Below are 15666 nucleotides of genomic sequence, written 5' to 3'. Positions count from 1 at the left end.
TGCATCCCCCTCCCCGGCGGCGAGAGAGACGAAACTGGATCGGCCCGGCCCGCAGAGGCCGGGCCTTTTTTCTGGGTGGTTCTTCCGGAGCGCGGCCTGTTAAAGCGAAGCATGACCCTTCGCCTCGCCACCTGGAACATCAACTCCGTCCGCCTGCGCATCGATCAGGTCGCCCGGTTCGTCGCCGAACGGGCTCCCGACGTTCTGATGCTGCAAGAGATCAAATGCACGACGGATCAGTTCCCGCGCGCCGCCTTCGAAGAGATGGGCCTGCCTCATATGCGTGTCGCCGGCCAGAAGGGTTGGCACGGGGTGGCGATCGCCAGCCGCCTGCCGCTTGAGGACAGCGAGACCTTCCAGGTCTGCAAACTGGGCCACGCCCGTTGCGTCTCGGCCCGGGTCGCCGGGATCGACGTTCAGAACTTCTACATTCCCGCCGGCGGCGACGTGCCCGACCGGACGCTGAACCCCAAGTTCGATCACAAGCTCGACTTCTACGAACAGCTGACCGAGATCGTCGCCCGACAGGATCGGTCTCGCCCCCTGGTCATGGCCGGCGATTTCAACATCGCACCGGGCGAGGGCGACGTGTGGAACCACCGCTACATGTCCAAGATCGTCAGCCACACGCCGATCGAGGTGGAGGTGCTGAACCGACTTCAGGCTACAGGCGGCTTCGCCGACGTGCTGCGCGACCGTTTCCCCGAACCGCAGAAGCTGGCCAGCTGGTGGAGTTATCGAGCCGCCGACTTCCGCAAGTCGAACCGCGGCCTGCGCCTGGATCATATCTGGACCTCGCCCGGCCTGACCCCGGCCGTCATCAAGGACACGGCCCGGATTCATGATGACGTCCGCGAGTGGGACCGGCCGTCCGACCATGCGCCGGTGACGGTCGATTTGTCCGTCTGACCCCGACAACTGTCCCACAAGCGTCGCACAAGCTTAGCCTTTCAGGCGCATAGCTTTAGGCAGCCTGTCATTGACCCGCACTAAGGAGCCCGCGCCGCCCATGGGGGCGCGGCCTTTTTAATCGGATTTCCAATGACCATTTCAGGTTCGTCCACCCGGCGCGCCCTTCTCGGCGTTTCCTGCAGCCTCGCCGCGCTCTGCGCCGGCGGTTCGGCCTGGGCCCAGTCCGAGACCGCTACCGGCCCAGCCACCTTGCAAGAGATCGTCGTGACCGGCGCCCGGCGCGCCCAGACGGTTCTGGTCGAGGAACGCCAGGCGACCGGCGTCGTGGACGCCGTCGCCGTCGGCGACGTCAGCCTGAACCCCCAAACCACCATCGCCGACCTGGCCAAGCGCCTGCCCGGCGTGTCGGTCAGTCAGGACCAGGGCCGCAACCAGTCGGCCACCGGCGAAGCCCAATACGTCGCCATCCGCGGCTTCGACACCAGCTTCAACGCCTATACGCTGGACGGCCTGCGCCTGCCCCAGACGGCCGGCGGCCGCTCGATCTCGCTGAACCTGTTCAGCCCCTTCGCCATCCAGACCATCGGCATCGAAAAGACGCCGGATGCGACGCTCGACGCCGACGCCATCGCCGGTATCGTCAATCTGGTCACGCCGACCGCCTTCGACTTCGGTGACCAGATGCTGCGCCTGCGCGCCGTCGGCCAGATGGCCGAACTGGCCCAGGATCGCGGTCAGGACAGCCTGGGCGGCGCAGTCGGCGTGGACATGGCGCGTCGCTTCGCCGACGGTCGCCTGGGCGTCTATGCTTCCGCCTATTACGAGCAGAAGGACAGCGCCGCCGAAAGCGTCGCTGTTCAGAACGACTACAAGACTTCCAGGGCCAATGTCGGCTCGGCCCGCGAGAATGAGAACGCCCTGTCGGCGGACGGTCTTCAGTGGAACTTCTTCAACTCCACGGTGGAACGCTACGGCGCCACGGCCTCTCTGGACTATCGCACCCAGCCCTTGGACCTGTTCGCCCGGGTCAACTATGCGACCTACACCAACACCAATACGATGAACCAGACGGGGCTTCGCAGCGAGCGGACCTCGGGCCAGACCAATCCCAATCCGGGCGGCGCCAACTACAACGCCGCCGGCGACTACACGCCCTACGGCATCAATCCGGCCAACTATTTCCGCGTCGAGGACGTCGAACAGGAGCTGCTGTCGGTCCAGACGGGGGGCAAGCTGCGCTTCGGCGACTTCACCGCCTCGCTGGAAGCCGCCTATGCCGACGGCCGTCTGGACTCGCCCAATACGATCGAGGCCGCCTGGCGAGGCGTCGCCTATAACGGCGCGACGGGCAATACCGGCGCCTCGACCGAAGGGCTGAAGCTGGACCTGTCGGACCCTCGCTGGCCCATGCCGGTGCTGTCGGCCGGCGCGACCGCCTATGTCGCCAGCCAGGACCGTCCCAGCCAGATCTATGTCCAGCAGGGCTACGGCTATCTGTCGGAGGTGAAGAAGACGGTGAAGGGCGACCTGACCTGGGCCGGTTCCGGCGTGCTCGCCAGCGCCTCGGTCGGCGGCTTGTACGAGACGGCCGATCAGGACGGCCGCAGCCTGGCCCCGGACGACACCCGCTACCGTTTCCGCACGTCCTTGCAGGCTGGAACCGTGGACGGCCCGTCGATCGGCGCGACGCCCGGCCGCCTGATCACCGACTTCATGGACCACGGCACGGTGCGCCCGGTGAAGCTGGTCGATCGCCGCTTCGTCGAAAACGAACGCGATCTGTACGGCTCGACCGTGGTGGTTTCGCAAGAGAAGCTGAACCAGGGCCTGTCGGACAGCCGGGAAGACCGGACGGCCGCCTTCGCCGCCGCCACCCTGAAACTGGCCGGCGGCGCCCTGGAGATCACGCCGGGGGTCCGCTACGAGGACAACCACTTCGAAGCCCGCTTCTTCGTGAAGGACGCCGACGGCGCCCGTTTCGCGACCGCAGATCGGGATTACGACCATGTCGATCCCAGCGTCATCGCCGCCTGGCGTCCCAGCGACGCCCTGGTGGTGCGGGCGGCCGCGCGTTCCAGCTACAGCCGGCCCGCGGGCAGCCAGCTGGCGGGTCCGACCACCGTCAGCCGCGACCCCGTCACCAACGCCGTCATCAGCATCAGCCAGCCCAACCCCGATCTGAAGCCGGTCGAGGGCTGGAGCTATGATCTGGGTCTGGAATGGTACGCTGCCGGCTCCAACCTTCAGATGGCCGTCTATCACAAGGACCTGGACAATATCGTCGTGCCGACCGCCCTGCGGACGGGCACGAGCACGACCAGCGATGGCGTCATTCTGATCAAGCCGTTCAACGGCCTGGGCGGCTCCGCTACCGGGATCGAACTGGGCGGTCATTACGCCCTGCCGGTCGACGGCTGGATGGACGGCCTGTCGCTGGGCGGGAACCTGACCTATCAGCAGACGGAGGCTGAATACCGCCTCTCCTCGACCCTGACCCGCAAGAGCGACCTGCCCCAGGCGCCCGAGCTGATGTACAATCTGGAGGCCGGCTATGAGCACGGGCCGGTGCGGGCCAGCCTTTGGTACAACTATACCGGTCGTCGCCTGGACACGGTTCAGGACAGCCAGCCCGACATCTATGTTCAGCCGTCCAAGGAGCTGAACCTGGGCGTGGCCTTGACCCTGGCGCCGGGACTGGAAGTGGGGGCTGCGGTCCGCAACCTGACCGACGAACCGACCCGCTGGTCGACCGTCGGGGCGGGCGAACGCTATGTCTCGCCCGACCGCAAGGGCGGCTATCTGGAAACCGGTCGGATCTTCCAGGTCAGCGTCAACGCCACCTTCTGATCCTACGACCCAGTCGATTGACGCTCAGGAGGGCGGCGGAGCAAATCCGCCGCCCTCTATCGTTTCCGGATAGGCGAACCGCGCCTTCAATAGACGGCGACGCGACGGGGCGGGGGCGCGGAAACCGGCCGTGTCTTGCGCTCCAGCGCCTCGGCCGCCTGAGCCAATCGCTCGACCGCCACGTCCAAAACAGGCTCCGGCAGAGTGTAGGGCAGCCGCAGCCGATGTTCGAAGGCGCCGTCCACGCCGAAGCGCAGACCGGACGCCAATCTCAAGCCGCGCTCGGCCGCCTGGACCACCAGGGCCGAGCTGATCGGCGCCGGCAGTTGCGCCCAGACGGAAAGGCCGCCCGCCGGCCGGGGACAGGCCCACAGCGGCAGCCGTTCCGCCAGCCGCATCCGCAGATGGTCGCGTCGCGCTCGCAGCAGAGGCCGTCGCGCCGCCAGGCCGGCGCCGCCGTCGCCCAGCAGTTCGACCGCCGCCAGCTGCTCCAGGATCGGCGCGCCCAGATCGAAACTGGCGCGGCTTTGGGCGAGCCGCTGGATCACCGCCCGGTCCGCGCGAATCCACCCGATGCGCAACCCGCCCCAGACGCTCTTGGACAGGGAGCCCAGGCGCACGACACGCGGCGCATCGACCGCCGAGGCCGTCAGGGCGGGCGGGCCGCTGAGGGTCAGCTCCACCAGGGTCTCATCCAGCACCAGCAGGGTCTCGCACCCTTTCAGCCCCGCCAGAAGCCGCAGCCGATCCGCCGCCCGCATCATCCGCCCGGTGGGATTGTGATGGTCGAGGACCAGATAGGCCAGGGGCGCGCCACTGGTCCGACAGGCGGCGATCAGACCCTCCACATCCCACCCCTCAGTCCCCGCTCCCGCCCCGGCGTCGTCCGGCAGGGCGACCGGCGTGGGACGCGCGCCGGCCGCGAGAATGGCGTCCAGCGCCTGGGGATAGGTGGGATGGTCGAAGACGACCGGCTGACCCGGCCTGACCATCAGCCGCAGCAGATGAACCAGTCCATTGTGCGCCCCGTGGGTGATCAGAATCTGGGCGGGCGAGGTCGGCAAGCCGCGCCGGCGATAGGCGGCCGCCACCGCCTCGCGCAGGGCCTCAACCCCCAAGGCCTCATAGCCGTGGCCCGGCAAACGGATCGGCAGCCGCTCCAAGGCCCGGACATAGGCGGCGTGAACGCTGGGATCGGCCGGCAGGACGGCGGCGGTCAGGTCGAGTACCTCGTCCGCGCGGGAAGAGGTTCTAGCTTCAGGAAGGCCGCGCGAGCCGCCCGTCGGCGCCTCCCCCGGCAGGCTGGTCCGCGCCGAGGCGCCGCGTCCCCCCGTCAGAAACCCGTCATCCCGCAGTCGCCCATAGGCGGCCGACACGGTCGTACGGCTCAAACCCAGCGCCTGCGCCGCTTCGCGCTCGCCCGGCAGTCGCGCCGCCAGAGGCAGTCGTCCGTCCAGGATCAAAAGTCTGACGGCTCCGGCCAATTGACGGTAGGCCGGGCCGGCGCCCGGCGCGCGCCAAACGCCTAAGTGGCGGATCAGTGAGGCTGTGCCGATAGAGCGCGAGGACATGGGGCCAGAATGACAGAACTGGACCTTTTTTCCACAGCCAGTTCAGGCGAAACGCCTCTCATGACCCGCCGCCTGATCCAACTCTTCCTGGGCCTGAGCCTTTACGGCCTGTCCATCGCCCTGATCGTCAGGGCGGATCTGGGTCTCGACCCTTGGGACGTCCTGAGCCAGGGCGTTTTCGAACGGTTCGCCGAACCCGCCGGTCTCGGCTTCGGCATGGTGGTCAATCTGATCGGTATGACCGTGCTGCTGCTGTGGATTCCGCTGCGCCAGAAGCCGGGGATAGGCACGATCGCCAATGTTCTGGTCATCGGCTCGGTCGCCGGCCTGGCGCTGAGGCACATTCCGACGGACGCGGTCCTACCGGTTCGGAGCCTGTTCCTGGCGACGGGGATTGTGCTGAATGGCGTGGCGAGCGGCGCCTATATCGGGGCGGGCCTGGGTCCAGGACCGCGCGACGGCCTGATGACAGGTCTGGTCGCCCGCACCGGCTGGCCGATCAAGGTCGTGCGGACCGCCATCGAACTGACTGTCGTCGTCGCCGGCTGGGCCCTGGGCGGCTCGGTCGGGGTCGGGACGATCCTCTACGCCCTCGCCATCGGCCCGCTGGTCCAGATCTTCCTTCCGGTATTCACGGTGGGAAAGGAGGAAGGGCGAAAAACGCTTCCTGACAGAGAACCGGCGCGCCCAGTGTAGCGACGCCTTTTTCGGAACCCCTCAGGGCTGCAGCCGATAACCGCCCGCGTCGGTCAGCAGAAGCCTGGCCTGGCCCGGCTCTGGCTCGATCTTCTGGCGCAGGCGATAGATGTGGGTTTCCAGGGTGTGGGTGGTGACGCCGGCGTTATAGCCCCAGACCTCGGTCAGCAGCTCCTCGCGCGACACGGGCTTGGCGCCGGCGCGGTAGAGATACTTCAGGATGTTCGTCTCTTTTTCCGTCAGCCGCACCTTCTTGCCCTTGGCGTCCATCAGGACCTTGGCGGCGGGCCGGAACTCATAGGGGCCGATGGAGAAGACGGCGTCTTCCGACTGTTCGTGGCTGCGCAGATGGGCGCGGATGCGGGCCAGCAGGACCGCGAACCGGAAGGGCTTGGTGACATAGTCATTGGCGCCTGCGTCTAGGCCCAGGATGGCGTCGGCGTCGGCCGACTGGGCGGTCAGCATGATGACTGGGGTGGAGACCCCGTCCTTGCGCAGCAGGCGGCAGGCCTCGCGGCCGTCCATATCGGGCAGGTCGACGTCCAGCAGGATCAGGTCTGCACGGATCTCGCGCCCCATACGGACGCCGTCCGCGGCGGTCGAGGCCTGCTGGGTCTTGAACTCTTCGTGCAGATTCAACTGCTCGGCCAAGGCCTCGCGCAGGTCGTCGTCGTCATCGATGATCAGAATGGTCTTGGGCGTGGGCATGGACAGACAATGGCGAGGCTTGGCCCCCGCGCCAAGGCTTGGGGGTGCGAATTCACGTCGAGTTACGGCCTAGAGACTGTTTCGGATGGTTTTCGTTCCCCGAACAACGCCGTTCCCACCCGGACATGGGTGGCGCCGCAGCGGATCGCCGTCTCGTAATCGCCGCTCATCCCCATGGACAGGACCGACAGACCATTGTCCTCGGCCAACCGCGCCAGAAGGCGGAAATGGGGTTCAGGCGGCTCATCGGCGGGCGGAATACACATCAATCCCTCGACCGTCAGCCCATAGGTCTTCTGCGCCGTCGCGATCAGAGACTCGGCGGCGTCGGGCAGGACGCCGGCCTTCTGCGGCTCCGCCCCCGTATTGACCTGAATCAGCAGACGAGGCGATCGGCCCCGTTTCGCCGCAGCCTCGGCCAGGGTGCGCGCCAGCTTCTCCCGGTCCAGGGTCTCGATGACGTCGAACAGGGCCACGGCGTCTTCGGTCTTGTTGGTCTGGAGCGGCCCGATCAGACGCAGCTCCAGCTCCGCTCCGCCGGGGCGGCCGTACAGGCCCTCGGCCCAACGTCCCTGCGCATCCCGCACTCGGTTTTCGCCGAACACCCTCTGGCCCGCCGCCCTCATGGCCGCGATGGCCTCCGGCGGCTGGGTCTTGGAGACGGCGGTCAGAACGACGGTTTCGGGATCGCGCCCGACGGCACGGCAGGCCTCTGCGATACGGGCGCGGACGACGGCCAGCCTGTCGGAGATTGCGGCGGCATCGGTGGACGGAGACGCCGAAGCGGGAGAAGAAGAGGTCATGATCCTGCCGGCCGGTTACAGCGACGATGCGCGCATGCTCTGGGATGCGGCCACCGCTCTAAACCGCGCCGCCGCCTCTGTCAGCCCGGCGGCGGCGCGTCTGCCGCCGCTGCTGTTCTTCACCGACCCGGCGCGCACCCCCCGCCCCTGGGAGACGGCGGCCCGCCTGCCGCCGGGATCGGCCGTGGTCTATCGCGCCTTCGGCGCCGATCAGGCGCTCGAGATCGGCCGTCGCCTGCGCGCCGCGACGCATGAGGCCGGGGTTGAACTTCTGGTCGGAAAGGACGCCGATCTCGCCGACGCCGTATCGGCCGACGGCCTGCATCTGCCGGAGAGAGAAGGTGATCGCGCCGCCGATGTGCGAAGACGGCGCCCGGATTGGCGGCTGACGGCGGCCTGGCACGGCGCCGGACCGCCGGCTTCAGGCGTGGAGGCCCTGATCCTGTCGCCGGTCTTTCCGGCTGGGGGCGCGTCGGCGACCAAGCCGGCCCTGGGGGCGCCGGCGTTCAAAACCCTGGTCCAACGCGCCGGGGTTCCTGTTTACGCCCTGGGAGGATTGCGTCCGGACCGGGTTGCTCTGCTGACGGGATCGGGCGCCTGTGGCCTGGCGGCGGTGGAGACGATCCAATCCGCCTTCGGCGGCGTCAGAACTTGAAGATTGTTTCCAGACGGACGCGGGGCTGGGTGCGGGCGCTGGTTTCCGGCGCTCGGGCAGGATCAGCCTCCGGCGAGGCCACAGCCGCAGCGGCGCCGACGCGCAGACGGTCGTTGAGCCGGTAATAGGCGCCGGCTTCGACGTCTCCCCAGTCCGTCTCGCGGCCCACAGGCTGGTTCAGATTGAAATCCAGGGCCCAGCGTCCGCTGTCGTTCAGACGCAGGCCGCGACGCTGCTGCGCGGGGGCGTGGCGCTGAGCCGACTGGGCTTCCGACAGGGACAGGCTCGAACTGCGTGACGCTGCGCTCTGCGCAAGCACAGGCGTGGCGGCAAGCACAGCCGTCGCCGCAACCAGTCCAGCCGAGAAACCGCCGAAACGCATTCCAAACCCTTCAAACGCCGCCGACGGCGACGCCTTCAACCCTGCCCCGGCGCTTTGGGCCGTGAACGCCGCGATTAGACACCGGGGGCGCTTCCGGTCAACGCAACGTTGGCGCCGGGGCGGGGTTCCTCTGCATTGTTGCACCGCGATGTGGCTCAAGCGTCACGAGATTCTGGCCAAAACCGTCGTCTCCTCCGCCGCGAGACCGCTCCCGCGACGTCTCACGGCCGAGTTCGCCTTGTCATCGCCCCTTTTGCCCGTGTTATAGAACAGCGCAACGGCGCAGACCGTCAGAGCGACGCCGCGCGCGCGTGGGGGCGAGGGCCTTCACGTCCCTGAGTTTACGGAGACTTCCTTGATGAGCCTCAACAAGGCCCTGGTTCGCGGCGTCGCTGTCGCCTTGGTCTCAGGCTTGGCCCTGAGCGCCTGCTCCAGCCTCCCCTTTGTCGGAAACGGCAAGAAGAAGGCCAAGACGGACGTGCAGCAGGGCATCGGCGTCAACGGCTATCTTTGGCGCGCCTCGCTGGACACCCTCAGCTTCATGCCCCTGCTGACCGCCGATCCGTGGGGCGGGGTCATCAACTATGACTGGTACATCAACCCCCAGACGCCGAACGAGCGTTTCAAGGCCACCGTCTTCATCCTGGACACTCGTCTGCGCGCCGATGCGCTGAACGTGACCGTGACCAAGGAGATCAAGGGCGCCGACGGTCAGTGGACCGCCGCTCCGGTCGCCGCCCAGACCGAGGCGGACCTGGAAAACGCCATCCTGACCAAGGCGCGCCAGCTGAACCTGTCTAATGCGGGCTAAAGCAGGCTAACGCCTGCTTTAGCTTTCCCTGTAGGTTCTACCGCCCTTCGGGCTGTTTGAGCGCTTTTTTGGTGCTACCGCCCTTCGGGCTACTTGAGCACCCTTTTGCGCCTGGCGCCGCTCAGAGGGCGGTTTGAGCGCAAATCTGCTTGGGCGCTGTCGTCCTTCGGGCTAGTGAGCCGGGAGGGCGGCAGCGCCCTTTTGACTTCAGGACGACCGTGGCCCGTTACGAACCCAAGACCGCCGAACCCCGCCAGCAGGCCCGCTGGGCCGAAGCCGCCGCCTTTGTGACCAAGGACACCGGCCGGCCGAAATACTATGTGCTGGAGATGTTCCCCTATCCGTCGGGCAACATCCACATGGGCCACGCCCGCAACTATGTGATGGGCGACGTGGTGGCGCGGTCCAAGCGCGCGCAAGGCTACGACGTCCTGCACCCGATGGGCTGGGACGCCTTCGGCATGCCGGCCGAGAATGCGGCCATGGAACGCGGCATCCACCCCAAGGGCTGGACCTATTCCAACATCGCCAACATGCGCGAGCAGCTGAAGCTGCTGGGCCTGTCGCTGGATTGGTCACGCGAATTCGCCACCTGCGACCCCGAATACTACGGCAAGCAGCAGGCCTGGTTCCTGGAGCTGTATCGGCGCGGTCTGGTCTATCGCAAGGACGGGGTGGTCAACTGGGACCCGGTCGACAACACCGTCCTGGCCAATGAGCAGGTGATCGACGGGCGCGGCTGGCGTTCCGGCGCCGTGGTCGAGAAGCGCAAGCTGAACCAGTGGTTCCTGCGCATCACCGACTATGCCGACGACCTGATCGACGGGCTGAAGACCCTGGATCGCTGGCCCGAGAAGGTCCGGCTGATGCAGGAGAACTGGATCGGCCGCTCCAAGGGGCTTCAGATGACCTGGGACTTCTCGGGCCAGGCCCCCGCCGGCTACGAGACCGGCGTCGAGATCTACACCACCCGGCCCGACACCCTGTTCGGCGCCAGCTTCCTGGGCCTGGCGCCGGATCACCCGATCTCGAAACAGCTGGCCGAGGCCGATCCGCGCATCGCCGACTTCGTCGCCGAATGCCGCAAGGGCGGCGCCTCCCAGGCCGAGATCGAACAGGCGGAAAAGATCGGCTGGGATACGGGTCTGAAGGTGCTTCATCCCTTCACCGGCGCCGAAATCCCGGTCTGGATCGCCAACTTCATCCTGTCGGAATACGGCACGGGCGCCATCTTCGCCTGCCCGGCTCATGACCAGCGCGACCTGGACTTCGCCCGCAAATACGGCCTGCCGGTGATCCCGGTGGTCCGCCCCGAGGGCGCCGGCGACGACTTCGCCGTGGGCGACGAGGCCTATACGGGCCCCGGCTCCATCTTCCATTCCGACTTCCTGGACGGGCTGGACATCGAGGCGGCCAAGGCCGAGGCGATCCGCCGCGTCGAGGCGGCCGGGACGGGCCAGGGCGCGACCATCTATCGGCTGCGCGACTGGGGCGTGTCGCGCCAGCGCTACTGGGGCTGCCCCATCCCGATCATCCACTGCCCGTCCTGCGGCCCGGTGGAGGTTCCGGCCGACCAGCTGCCGGTCGAACTGCCCGAGGATGTGACCTTCGACGTGCCCGGCAATCCGCTGGACCGCCATCCGACCTGGAAACACGTCAAATGCCCGTCGTGCGGCCAGGATGCGACGCGCGAGACCGACACGCTCGACACCTTCGTCGACTCCAGCTGGTATTTCGCCCGCTTCACCGACCCGAAGGCGGCCGAGCCGATCAACAGCGAGGCGGCGAACCGCTGGCTGGCGGTGGATCAGTATATCGGCGGGGTCGAGCACGCGGTCCTGCACCTGCTGTACGCCCGGTTCATCACCCGCGCCCTTTCGGACGCCGGCATGCTGGCGGTGAAGGAGCCGTTCGCGGGCCTGTTCACCCAGGGGATGGTGGTCCACGAGACCTATTTCGAAGGCCAGGACGAGGTCGGAAAGCCGCGCTGGGTCGAACCCACCGACGTCCGCATCGAGACGGTCGACGGCCAGCGGGTCGCCACCCGCCTGTCGAACGGCGCGCGTCTGTCGATCGGCGACATCGAAAAGATGTCCAAGTCCAAGAAGAACGTCGTCGCGCCTCAGGAAATCCTGGAAAGCCACGGGGTGGACGCCGGCCGTCTGTTCGTACTGTCCGACAGCCCGCCCGAGCGGGACGTGCAATGGACGCCGGGCGGGGTCGAGGGCGCCAGCCGGTTCGTGCAGCGGACCTGGAGCCTGTTCGACGCCTATGACCCGGGCTTCGCCGGCGAGGACAAGGCCAACGCCGAACTGCTGCGGGAGACCCACAAGGCCATCAAGGCCGTGTCCGAGGGGGTCGAAGGCTTCCGCTTCAACTCGGCCATCGCCAAGCTCTACGCCTTCGTCGCCACGGTGCGTGACAGCGCCCAGGCGGGCGGCGAGGCCAAGCGTCAGGCCCTGTCGGCCCTGGCGCGCCTGATCGCCCCCTTCACCCCCCACCTGGCTGAAGAATGCTGGACCCGGCTGGGAGAGGACGGGATGGTTCTGGACGCGCCCTGGCCGGTGTGGGACGCTGCGCTCGCGGCCGACGACGAGGTGGTTCTGCCCATCCAGATCAACGGCAAGCGTCGGGCGGAAATCCGCGTCGGGCGCGGCATGGAGCCGGCCGAGGTCGAGGCCCTGGTTCTGGCCGACGAGACGGTTAAGGCGCGTCTGGAGGGTCTGAGCGTGAAGAAGATCGTCGTGGTCAAAGACCGGATCGTCAATCTGGTGGCCGGCTGATGCGCGTCCCAACCAGTCTTGTCCTACTAAGCGTCCTGGCGCTCGCAGCCTGCGGCTTTACGCCCATGTACGCCGAGCCGGGCGTGGGCTCGCCCCTGCGCCGGATCGCGGTGACGGCCCAGGACGACCGACTGGGCTATCGCCTGCGTGAACAGCTGGAGGACGCCCTGGCCTGGGATCGGTCCGCAGCGCCGCTTTACCGGCTGACGACCCGTGTCGAACAGGACCGGCGGCCCCTGGGGCGCCGGATCGACGACACCGCCACCCGCTATGAGCTGACGGTCAAGGCGACCTGGACCCTTACGCCCGTCGCTGGAGGCGCGCCCGCGACCGGGGTGGAGACCGTCACCACCACCTACGCCGCCGACGACCAGCCCTATGCCGCCATCGCCGCCCAGCAGGACGGTGAAGAACGCGCGGCCGCCGAACTGGCGCGTCTGATCCGGCTGGACCTGATGCAGGCCCTGTCGAACCGGTGATTCTGGCCAAACGCCCCGAGATCGACCGCTTTCTGAAGGCGCCCGATCCGGCGATCCGAGCAGCGGTGATCCACGGCAAGGATCGGTCGGGCGTCGCCGAACGGGCCGAGATCCTGTGCAGGGCGATCACCCCGGACCTGAACGACCCTTTCAACGTCACCGTCCTGACCGACAGCGACATCGACAGCGAAGAAAGCAAGCTTGAAGAGGCCTTGACGGCCATGTCCCTGATGGGCGGGCGCCGTCTGGTGCGGATCCGGCTGTCGGCGCTGAAACCCGGAGTGGACAAGGCGGTGGCCGCCGCCGTCAAGATCCATGCCGAGGGCGGCTATAATCCCGACGCCATGCTGGTGGTCGAGGCCGACCAGCTGGGCCGTGACTCCGCCCTGCGCAAGACCGCCGAGAAGGAGGCCGGCGCCGTCGGCATCGTCTGCTATGAAGACGAGACCGGCGACGTCGCCCGCATGACTCGCGAGGCCCTGGCGGCCGACAAGGTGGGTCTGACCGCCGACGCCCTCGATCGTTTCGTGGCTCGCCTGCCGCGTGAGCGGGGTCTGATGCGCCAGGAGATCGAACGCCTGGCCCTGTTCATCGGTCCCGGTTCCGGGCGGACGATCGACAGCGAGCTTCTGGACCAGCATCTTGGGGTCGAGCCGGACGCCTCCCTGTCCGACGCTGCGCTCCAGGCCTTCGGCGGGCGGCCCGGCCCAGCTCAAGCGGGTCTGCGTCGCGCCTTCGCAGAGGGGGAATCCTCGGTCCTGGCCGTCCGATCCGCTGCCCTGCATCTGGGGCGGCTGCGGCGGATCAATATTCTTCAGGCCAACGGGGCCGGCGCCAAGGAGGCGGCCAAGGCGGCGGGCGTCTTCTGGAAACAGGAGGCGGAGATGCTGCGTCAGGCCCGCGCCTGGCGTCTGGAGGCGCTGGACGAGGTGCTCGACAGCGTCAACACCGCCGACGTCGCCACCAAGACGACCGGCATGCCCGACCAGCTGATCGCCGAACGCCTGCTGCTGGAGATCGCCGGACGGGCTAAGCGTCTGGGGCTTTGAGCGGGGCTGCTGCGGCTCAGCCTCGCTTTGACGCCTTGCGGAAGGCGGGCTTGGCCAGGGCCATGTTGCGGGCGGCCACGCTGCGCTCGTCGCCGGCGGACGGAGCGCCGGCTGGACCGGCGAAACCCTGGCCCGCTCCGCCCTGCCGGCGCGCCTTTTTGGCGGCCAGCGCCTGTTTCAGATTTTCGGCGGCGGTTGGCGGCGGAACATTATCGGTCATTCCACCTGTCTAGCACATCGCGGGGCTCAGCCGCGCATCAATCGACGGCACAGGTCGTCGAGCTGTTCCAGGGAGCCGTAGCGAATGGTCAGCTCGCCCTTGCCTGCGCGGTCGTTCAACTGAACGGACAGGCCCAGGGCGTCGGCCAAATCCTGTTGCAGGGCGGCGACGTCGGCCGTTCCTTCCTCGCTGGGCGCAGGCTTGGCCTTAACCGGTTTGGGGCCCTCGGCGGCGCGGCGAGCCAGGGCCTCGACCTGGCGAACGTTCAGCCCCTCATTATAGGCCTGCTCGGCCAGGGCGCCGGCGTTGGGCGCCGTCACCAGGGCGCGGGCATGGCCGGCCGTCAACTTGCCGTTCCGTACGTACCACAGCACTTCTTCAGGCAGTTGCAGCAGACGCAGGGTGTTGGCCACATGGCTGCGGCTCTTGCCGACGATGCCGGCGACCTGATCCTGGGTGCGGCCGAACCGCTCCATCAGCATCCGATAGGCGTCGGCTTCTTCCAGCGGATTCAGATCGGCGCGCTGGACGTTCTCGATGATGGCGACTTCGTAAACCTCGACGTCATCCATTTCATGGACGACGATCGGCACCTCCGTCAGCCGGGCCGCCTGGGAAGCGCGCCAGCGGCGCTCACCGGCGATAATCTGCCAGACCCCCTCCTCCTTGGGATGGGTGCGGACCAGGATCGGCTGAAGCACCCCCTTGTCACGGATGGAGGCCGTCAGTTCATCCAGCTGTTCCTGGGTGAAGATTTTCCGAGGCTGATCGGGATTGGGCTTCAAACTCTCGATCGGCACGCGCTGCACGCCGGAAGGCATTGCGGCGTTGGGCGCCGTCGGCGCCTCGATGTTCTCGCCCATCAGGGCCGACAGGCCGCGGCCCAGACCTCTTTGTCGTTCAGCCAAAATACTGTTCCGTTTCTTCTTCTAATCAGGCGTGTAGCGGCCGTTCAGGCGGCCAGCTTCTGGCGCTGGCGTTCGCGCTTCACCACTTCCTTGGCCAGGCGCAGATAGGCCTGACTGCCGGCGCATTTGAGATCATAGATCAGGGCGGGCTTTCCGAACGACGGCGCCTCGGCGACCCGAACATTTCTCGGGATGACGCTGTCATAGACCTTGTCGCCAAAATGGGCGCGCACGTCATTGGCGACCTGGCCCGACAGGGCGCTCCGCCGATCGAACATCGTCAGCACCAGCCCCTGGATTTCGAGAGACGGGTTCAGGCTCTGTTTGACCATGTCGATGGTCCGCATCAACTGGCTGAGCCCTTCAAGCGCAAAGAACTCGCATTGGAGCGGCACAAGAACCGCATCCGCCGCCGCCATGGCGTTCAGGGTCAGCAGGTTCAGCGACGGCGGACAGTCGATCAGCACATAGTCATACGCGGTAGGGCCGTCGTCATGCTGCCGAAGAGCGTCCCTCAAGCGATAGGATCGCCGATCCGCCTGGCTCAACTCGATCTCAACCCCCGACATGTCCGCATCGGCAGGGACGATCCAGAGCCCCGGAACAGTGGTCTGGACGGCGGCGTCTTCGATAGAGCGCTGATCCACCACCACATCATAGATGGTGACCCGTCGTGTTTCACGTGGAACGCCCAAACCGGTCGAGGCATTGCCCTGGGGGTCCATGTCGACGATCAGCACCCGCTTTCCGATAGCGGCCAGGGCGGTTCCCAGATTGATCGCCGTCGTGGTCTTGCCCACGCCGCCCTTCTGGTTGGAGACGGCGAGAACACGGGCAGGCAG

15 protein-coding genes are annotated in these 15666 nt (G+C 67.3%); 8 read left to right on the top strand and 7 right to left on the bottom strand.

The features are described 5' to 3' along the window. Window positions 1-111 precede the first annotated feature (111 nt). On the top strand, window positions 112-909 hold the full coding sequence (locus tag ACZ5M6_RS03095) for an exodeoxyribonuclease III (RefSeq protein WP_152949271.1): 798 nt from the start codon (window positions 112-114) through the stop codon (window positions 907-909). 132 nt (window positions 910-1041) lie between these two features. After that, window positions 1042-3759 carry a TonB-dependent receptor gene (locus tag ACZ5M6_RS03090; RefSeq protein ID WP_464159640.1) on the top strand — a complete coding sequence of 906 codons (2718 nt, stop codon included), beginning with the start codon at window positions 1042-1044 and terminating at the stop codon, window positions 3757-3759. 86 nt (window positions 3760-3845) lie between these two features. Here the strand turns inward: ACZ5M6_RS03090 and yczR are convergent, their stop codons facing one another. After that, window positions 3846-5330 carry a MocR-like transcription factor YczR gene (gene yczR / locus ACZ5M6_RS03085; protein ID WP_464159637.1) on the bottom strand — a complete coding sequence of 495 codons (1485 nt, stop codon included), beginning with the start codon at window positions 5328-5330 and terminating at the stop codon, window positions 3846-3848. Window positions 5331-5390: 60 nt separating this feature from the next. On the opposite strand from yczR, the gene yczE reads away from it, so the two are divergent. Next, entirely contained in the window at window positions 5391-6026 is a 636-nt protein-coding gene (yczE, locus tag ACZ5M6_RS03080; RefSeq protein ID WP_348683510.1) for a membrane protein YczE, read from the top strand. Window positions 6027-6047: 21 nt separating this feature from the next. On the opposite strand, the gene ACZ5M6_RS03075 is transcribed toward yczE, so the two are convergent. Beyond that, window positions 6048-6734 carry a response regulator transcription factor gene (locus ACZ5M6_RS03075; RefSeq protein WP_054764424.1) on the bottom strand — a complete coding sequence of 229 codons (687 nt, stop codon included), beginning with the start codon at window positions 6732-6734 and terminating at the stop codon, window positions 6048-6050. A gap of 62 nt (window positions 6735-6796) precedes the next feature. Further along, the gene (locus ACZ5M6_RS03070; RefSeq protein WP_464159635.1) at window positions 6797-7537 is read right to left on the bottom strand and encodes a YggS family pyridoxal phosphate-dependent enzyme; all 741 of its coding nucleotides are present in this window, start codon (window positions 7535-7537) and stop codon (window positions 6797-6799) included. Here ACZ5M6_RS03070 and ACZ5M6_RS03065 point away from each other — a divergent pair. Next, complete coding sequence (locus ACZ5M6_RS03065; RefSeq protein WP_464159632.1) at window positions 7536-8192, top strand: thiamine phosphate synthase; 657 nt, start codon at window positions 7536-7538, stop codon at window positions 8190-8192. The two genes, ACZ5M6_RS03070 and ACZ5M6_RS03065, sit on opposite strands and share 2 nt — an antisense overlap. Here the strand turns inward: ACZ5M6_RS03065 and ACZ5M6_RS03060 are convergent. Continuing rightward, window positions 8182-8574 (bottom strand): NtrZ family periplasmic regulatory protein, encoded by a 393-nt coding sequence (locus ACZ5M6_RS03060; RefSeq protein ID WP_152949265.1) that lies wholly within the window; start codon window positions 8572-8574, stop codon window positions 8182-8184. The two genes, ACZ5M6_RS03065 and ACZ5M6_RS03060, sit on opposite strands and share 11 nt — an antisense overlap. Before the next feature lie 358 nt (window positions 8575-8932). Between ACZ5M6_RS03060 and ACZ5M6_RS03055 the strand changes: the two genes are divergently transcribed. The 4 genes from ACZ5M6_RS03055 (at window position 8933) to holA (ending at window position 13696) form a co-directional block, all read left to right on the top strand. Beyond that, window positions 8933-9385, top strand: a complete 453-nt coding sequence (locus ACZ5M6_RS03055; protein ID WP_183216381.1) for a DUF3576 domain-containing protein — start codon at window positions 8933-8935, stop codon at window positions 9383-9385. Between the two features lie 218 nt (window positions 9386-9603). Continuing rightward, window positions 9604-12168, top strand: a complete 2565-nt coding sequence (gene leuS / locus ACZ5M6_RS03050) for a leucine--tRNA ligase (RefSeq protein WP_464159630.1) — start codon at window positions 9604-9606, stop codon at window positions 12166-12168. Further along, a complete protein-coding gene (gene lptE, locus ACZ5M6_RS03045) occupies window positions 12168-12647 on the top strand; it encodes an LPS assembly lipoprotein LptE (protein ID WP_224761142.1) in 480 nt (159 codons plus the stop codon). The genes leuS and lptE overlap by 1 nt, the downstream gene beginning before the upstream one ends. Further along, complete coding sequence (holA, locus tag ACZ5M6_RS03040) at window positions 12644-13696, top strand: DNA polymerase III subunit delta (protein WP_054764417.1); 1053 nt, start codon at window positions 12644-12646, stop codon at window positions 13694-13696. The genes lptE and holA overlap by 4 nt, the downstream gene beginning before the upstream one ends. A 16-nt stretch (window positions 13697-13712) precedes the next feature. On the opposite strand, the gene ACZ5M6_RS03035 is transcribed toward holA, so the two are convergent. Genes ACZ5M6_RS03035 through ACZ5M6_RS03025 form a run of 3 tightly spaced genes read right to left on the bottom strand, consistent with a single transcriptional unit; the run spans window position 13713 to window position 15666 of the window. Beyond that, window positions 13713-13916: a hypothetical protein gene (locus tag ACZ5M6_RS03035; RefSeq protein ID WP_152949262.1), complete on the bottom strand. Its 204-nt coding sequence runs from the start codon at window positions 13914-13916 to the stop codon at window positions 13713-13715. Between the two features lie 26 nt (window positions 13917-13942). Further along, the gene (locus ACZ5M6_RS03030; RefSeq protein WP_221233627.1) at window positions 13943-14824 is read right to left on the bottom strand and encodes a ParB/RepB/Spo0J family partition protein; all 882 of its coding nucleotides are present in this window, start codon (window positions 14822-14824) and stop codon (window positions 13943-13945) included. A 44-nt stretch (window positions 14825-14868) separates the two neighbouring features. Continuing rightward, the gene (locus ACZ5M6_RS03025; RefSeq protein ID WP_054766787.1) at window positions 14869-15666 is read right to left on the bottom strand and encodes a ParA family protein; all 798 of its coding nucleotides are present in this window, start codon (window positions 15664-15666) and stop codon (window positions 14869-14871) included.

The sequence above is a fragment of the Brevundimonas sp. Br13 genome (assembly GCF_055391505.1).
This window is presented reverse-complemented; position numbering and strand designations above follow the sequence as displayed.

Bases quoted from the DNA above. Each gene is read 5' to 3' on its own strand.
- ACZ5M6_RS03095 (WP_152949271.1), top strand. From the start codon at position 112: ATGACCCTTCGCCTCGCCACCTGGAACATCAACTCCGTCCGCCTGCGC.
- ACZ5M6_RS03090 (WP_464159640.1), top strand. From the start codon at position 1,042: ATGACCATTTCAGGTTCGTCCACCCGGCGCGCCCTTCTCGGCGTTTCC.
- yczR (WP_464159637.1), bottom strand. From the start codon at position 5,330: ATGTCCTCGCGCTCTATCGGCACAGCCTCACTGATCCGCCACTTAGGC.
- yczE (WP_348683510.1), top strand. From the start codon at position 5,391: ATGACCCGCCGCCTGATCCAACTCTTCCTGGGCCTGAGCCTTTACGGC.
- ACZ5M6_RS03075 (WP_054764424.1), bottom strand. From the start codon at position 6,734: ATGCCCACGCCCAAGACCATTCTGATCATCGATGACGACGACGACCTG.
- ACZ5M6_RS03065 (WP_464159632.1), top strand. From the start codon at position 7,536: ATGATCCTGCCGGCCGGTTACAGCGACGATGCGCGCATGCTCTGGGAT.
- ACZ5M6_RS03070 (WP_464159635.1), bottom strand. From the start codon at position 7,537: ATGACCTCTTCTTCTCCCGCTTCGGCGTCTCCGTCCACCGATGCCGCC.
- ACZ5M6_RS03060 (WP_152949265.1), bottom strand. From the start codon at position 8,574: ATGCGTTTCGGCGGTTTCTCGGCTGGACTGGTTGCGGCGACGGCTGTG.
- ACZ5M6_RS03055 (WP_183216381.1), top strand. From the start codon at position 8,933: ATGAGCCTCAACAAGGCCCTGGTTCGCGGCGTCGCTGTCGCCTTGGTC.
- lptE (WP_224761142.1), top strand. From the start codon at position 12,168: ATGCGCGTCCCAACCAGTCTTGTCCTACTAAGCGTCCTGGCGCTCGCA.
- ACZ5M6_RS03035 (WP_152949262.1), bottom strand. From the start codon at position 13,916: ATGACCGATAATGTTCCGCCGCCAACCGCCGCCGAAAATCTGAAACAG.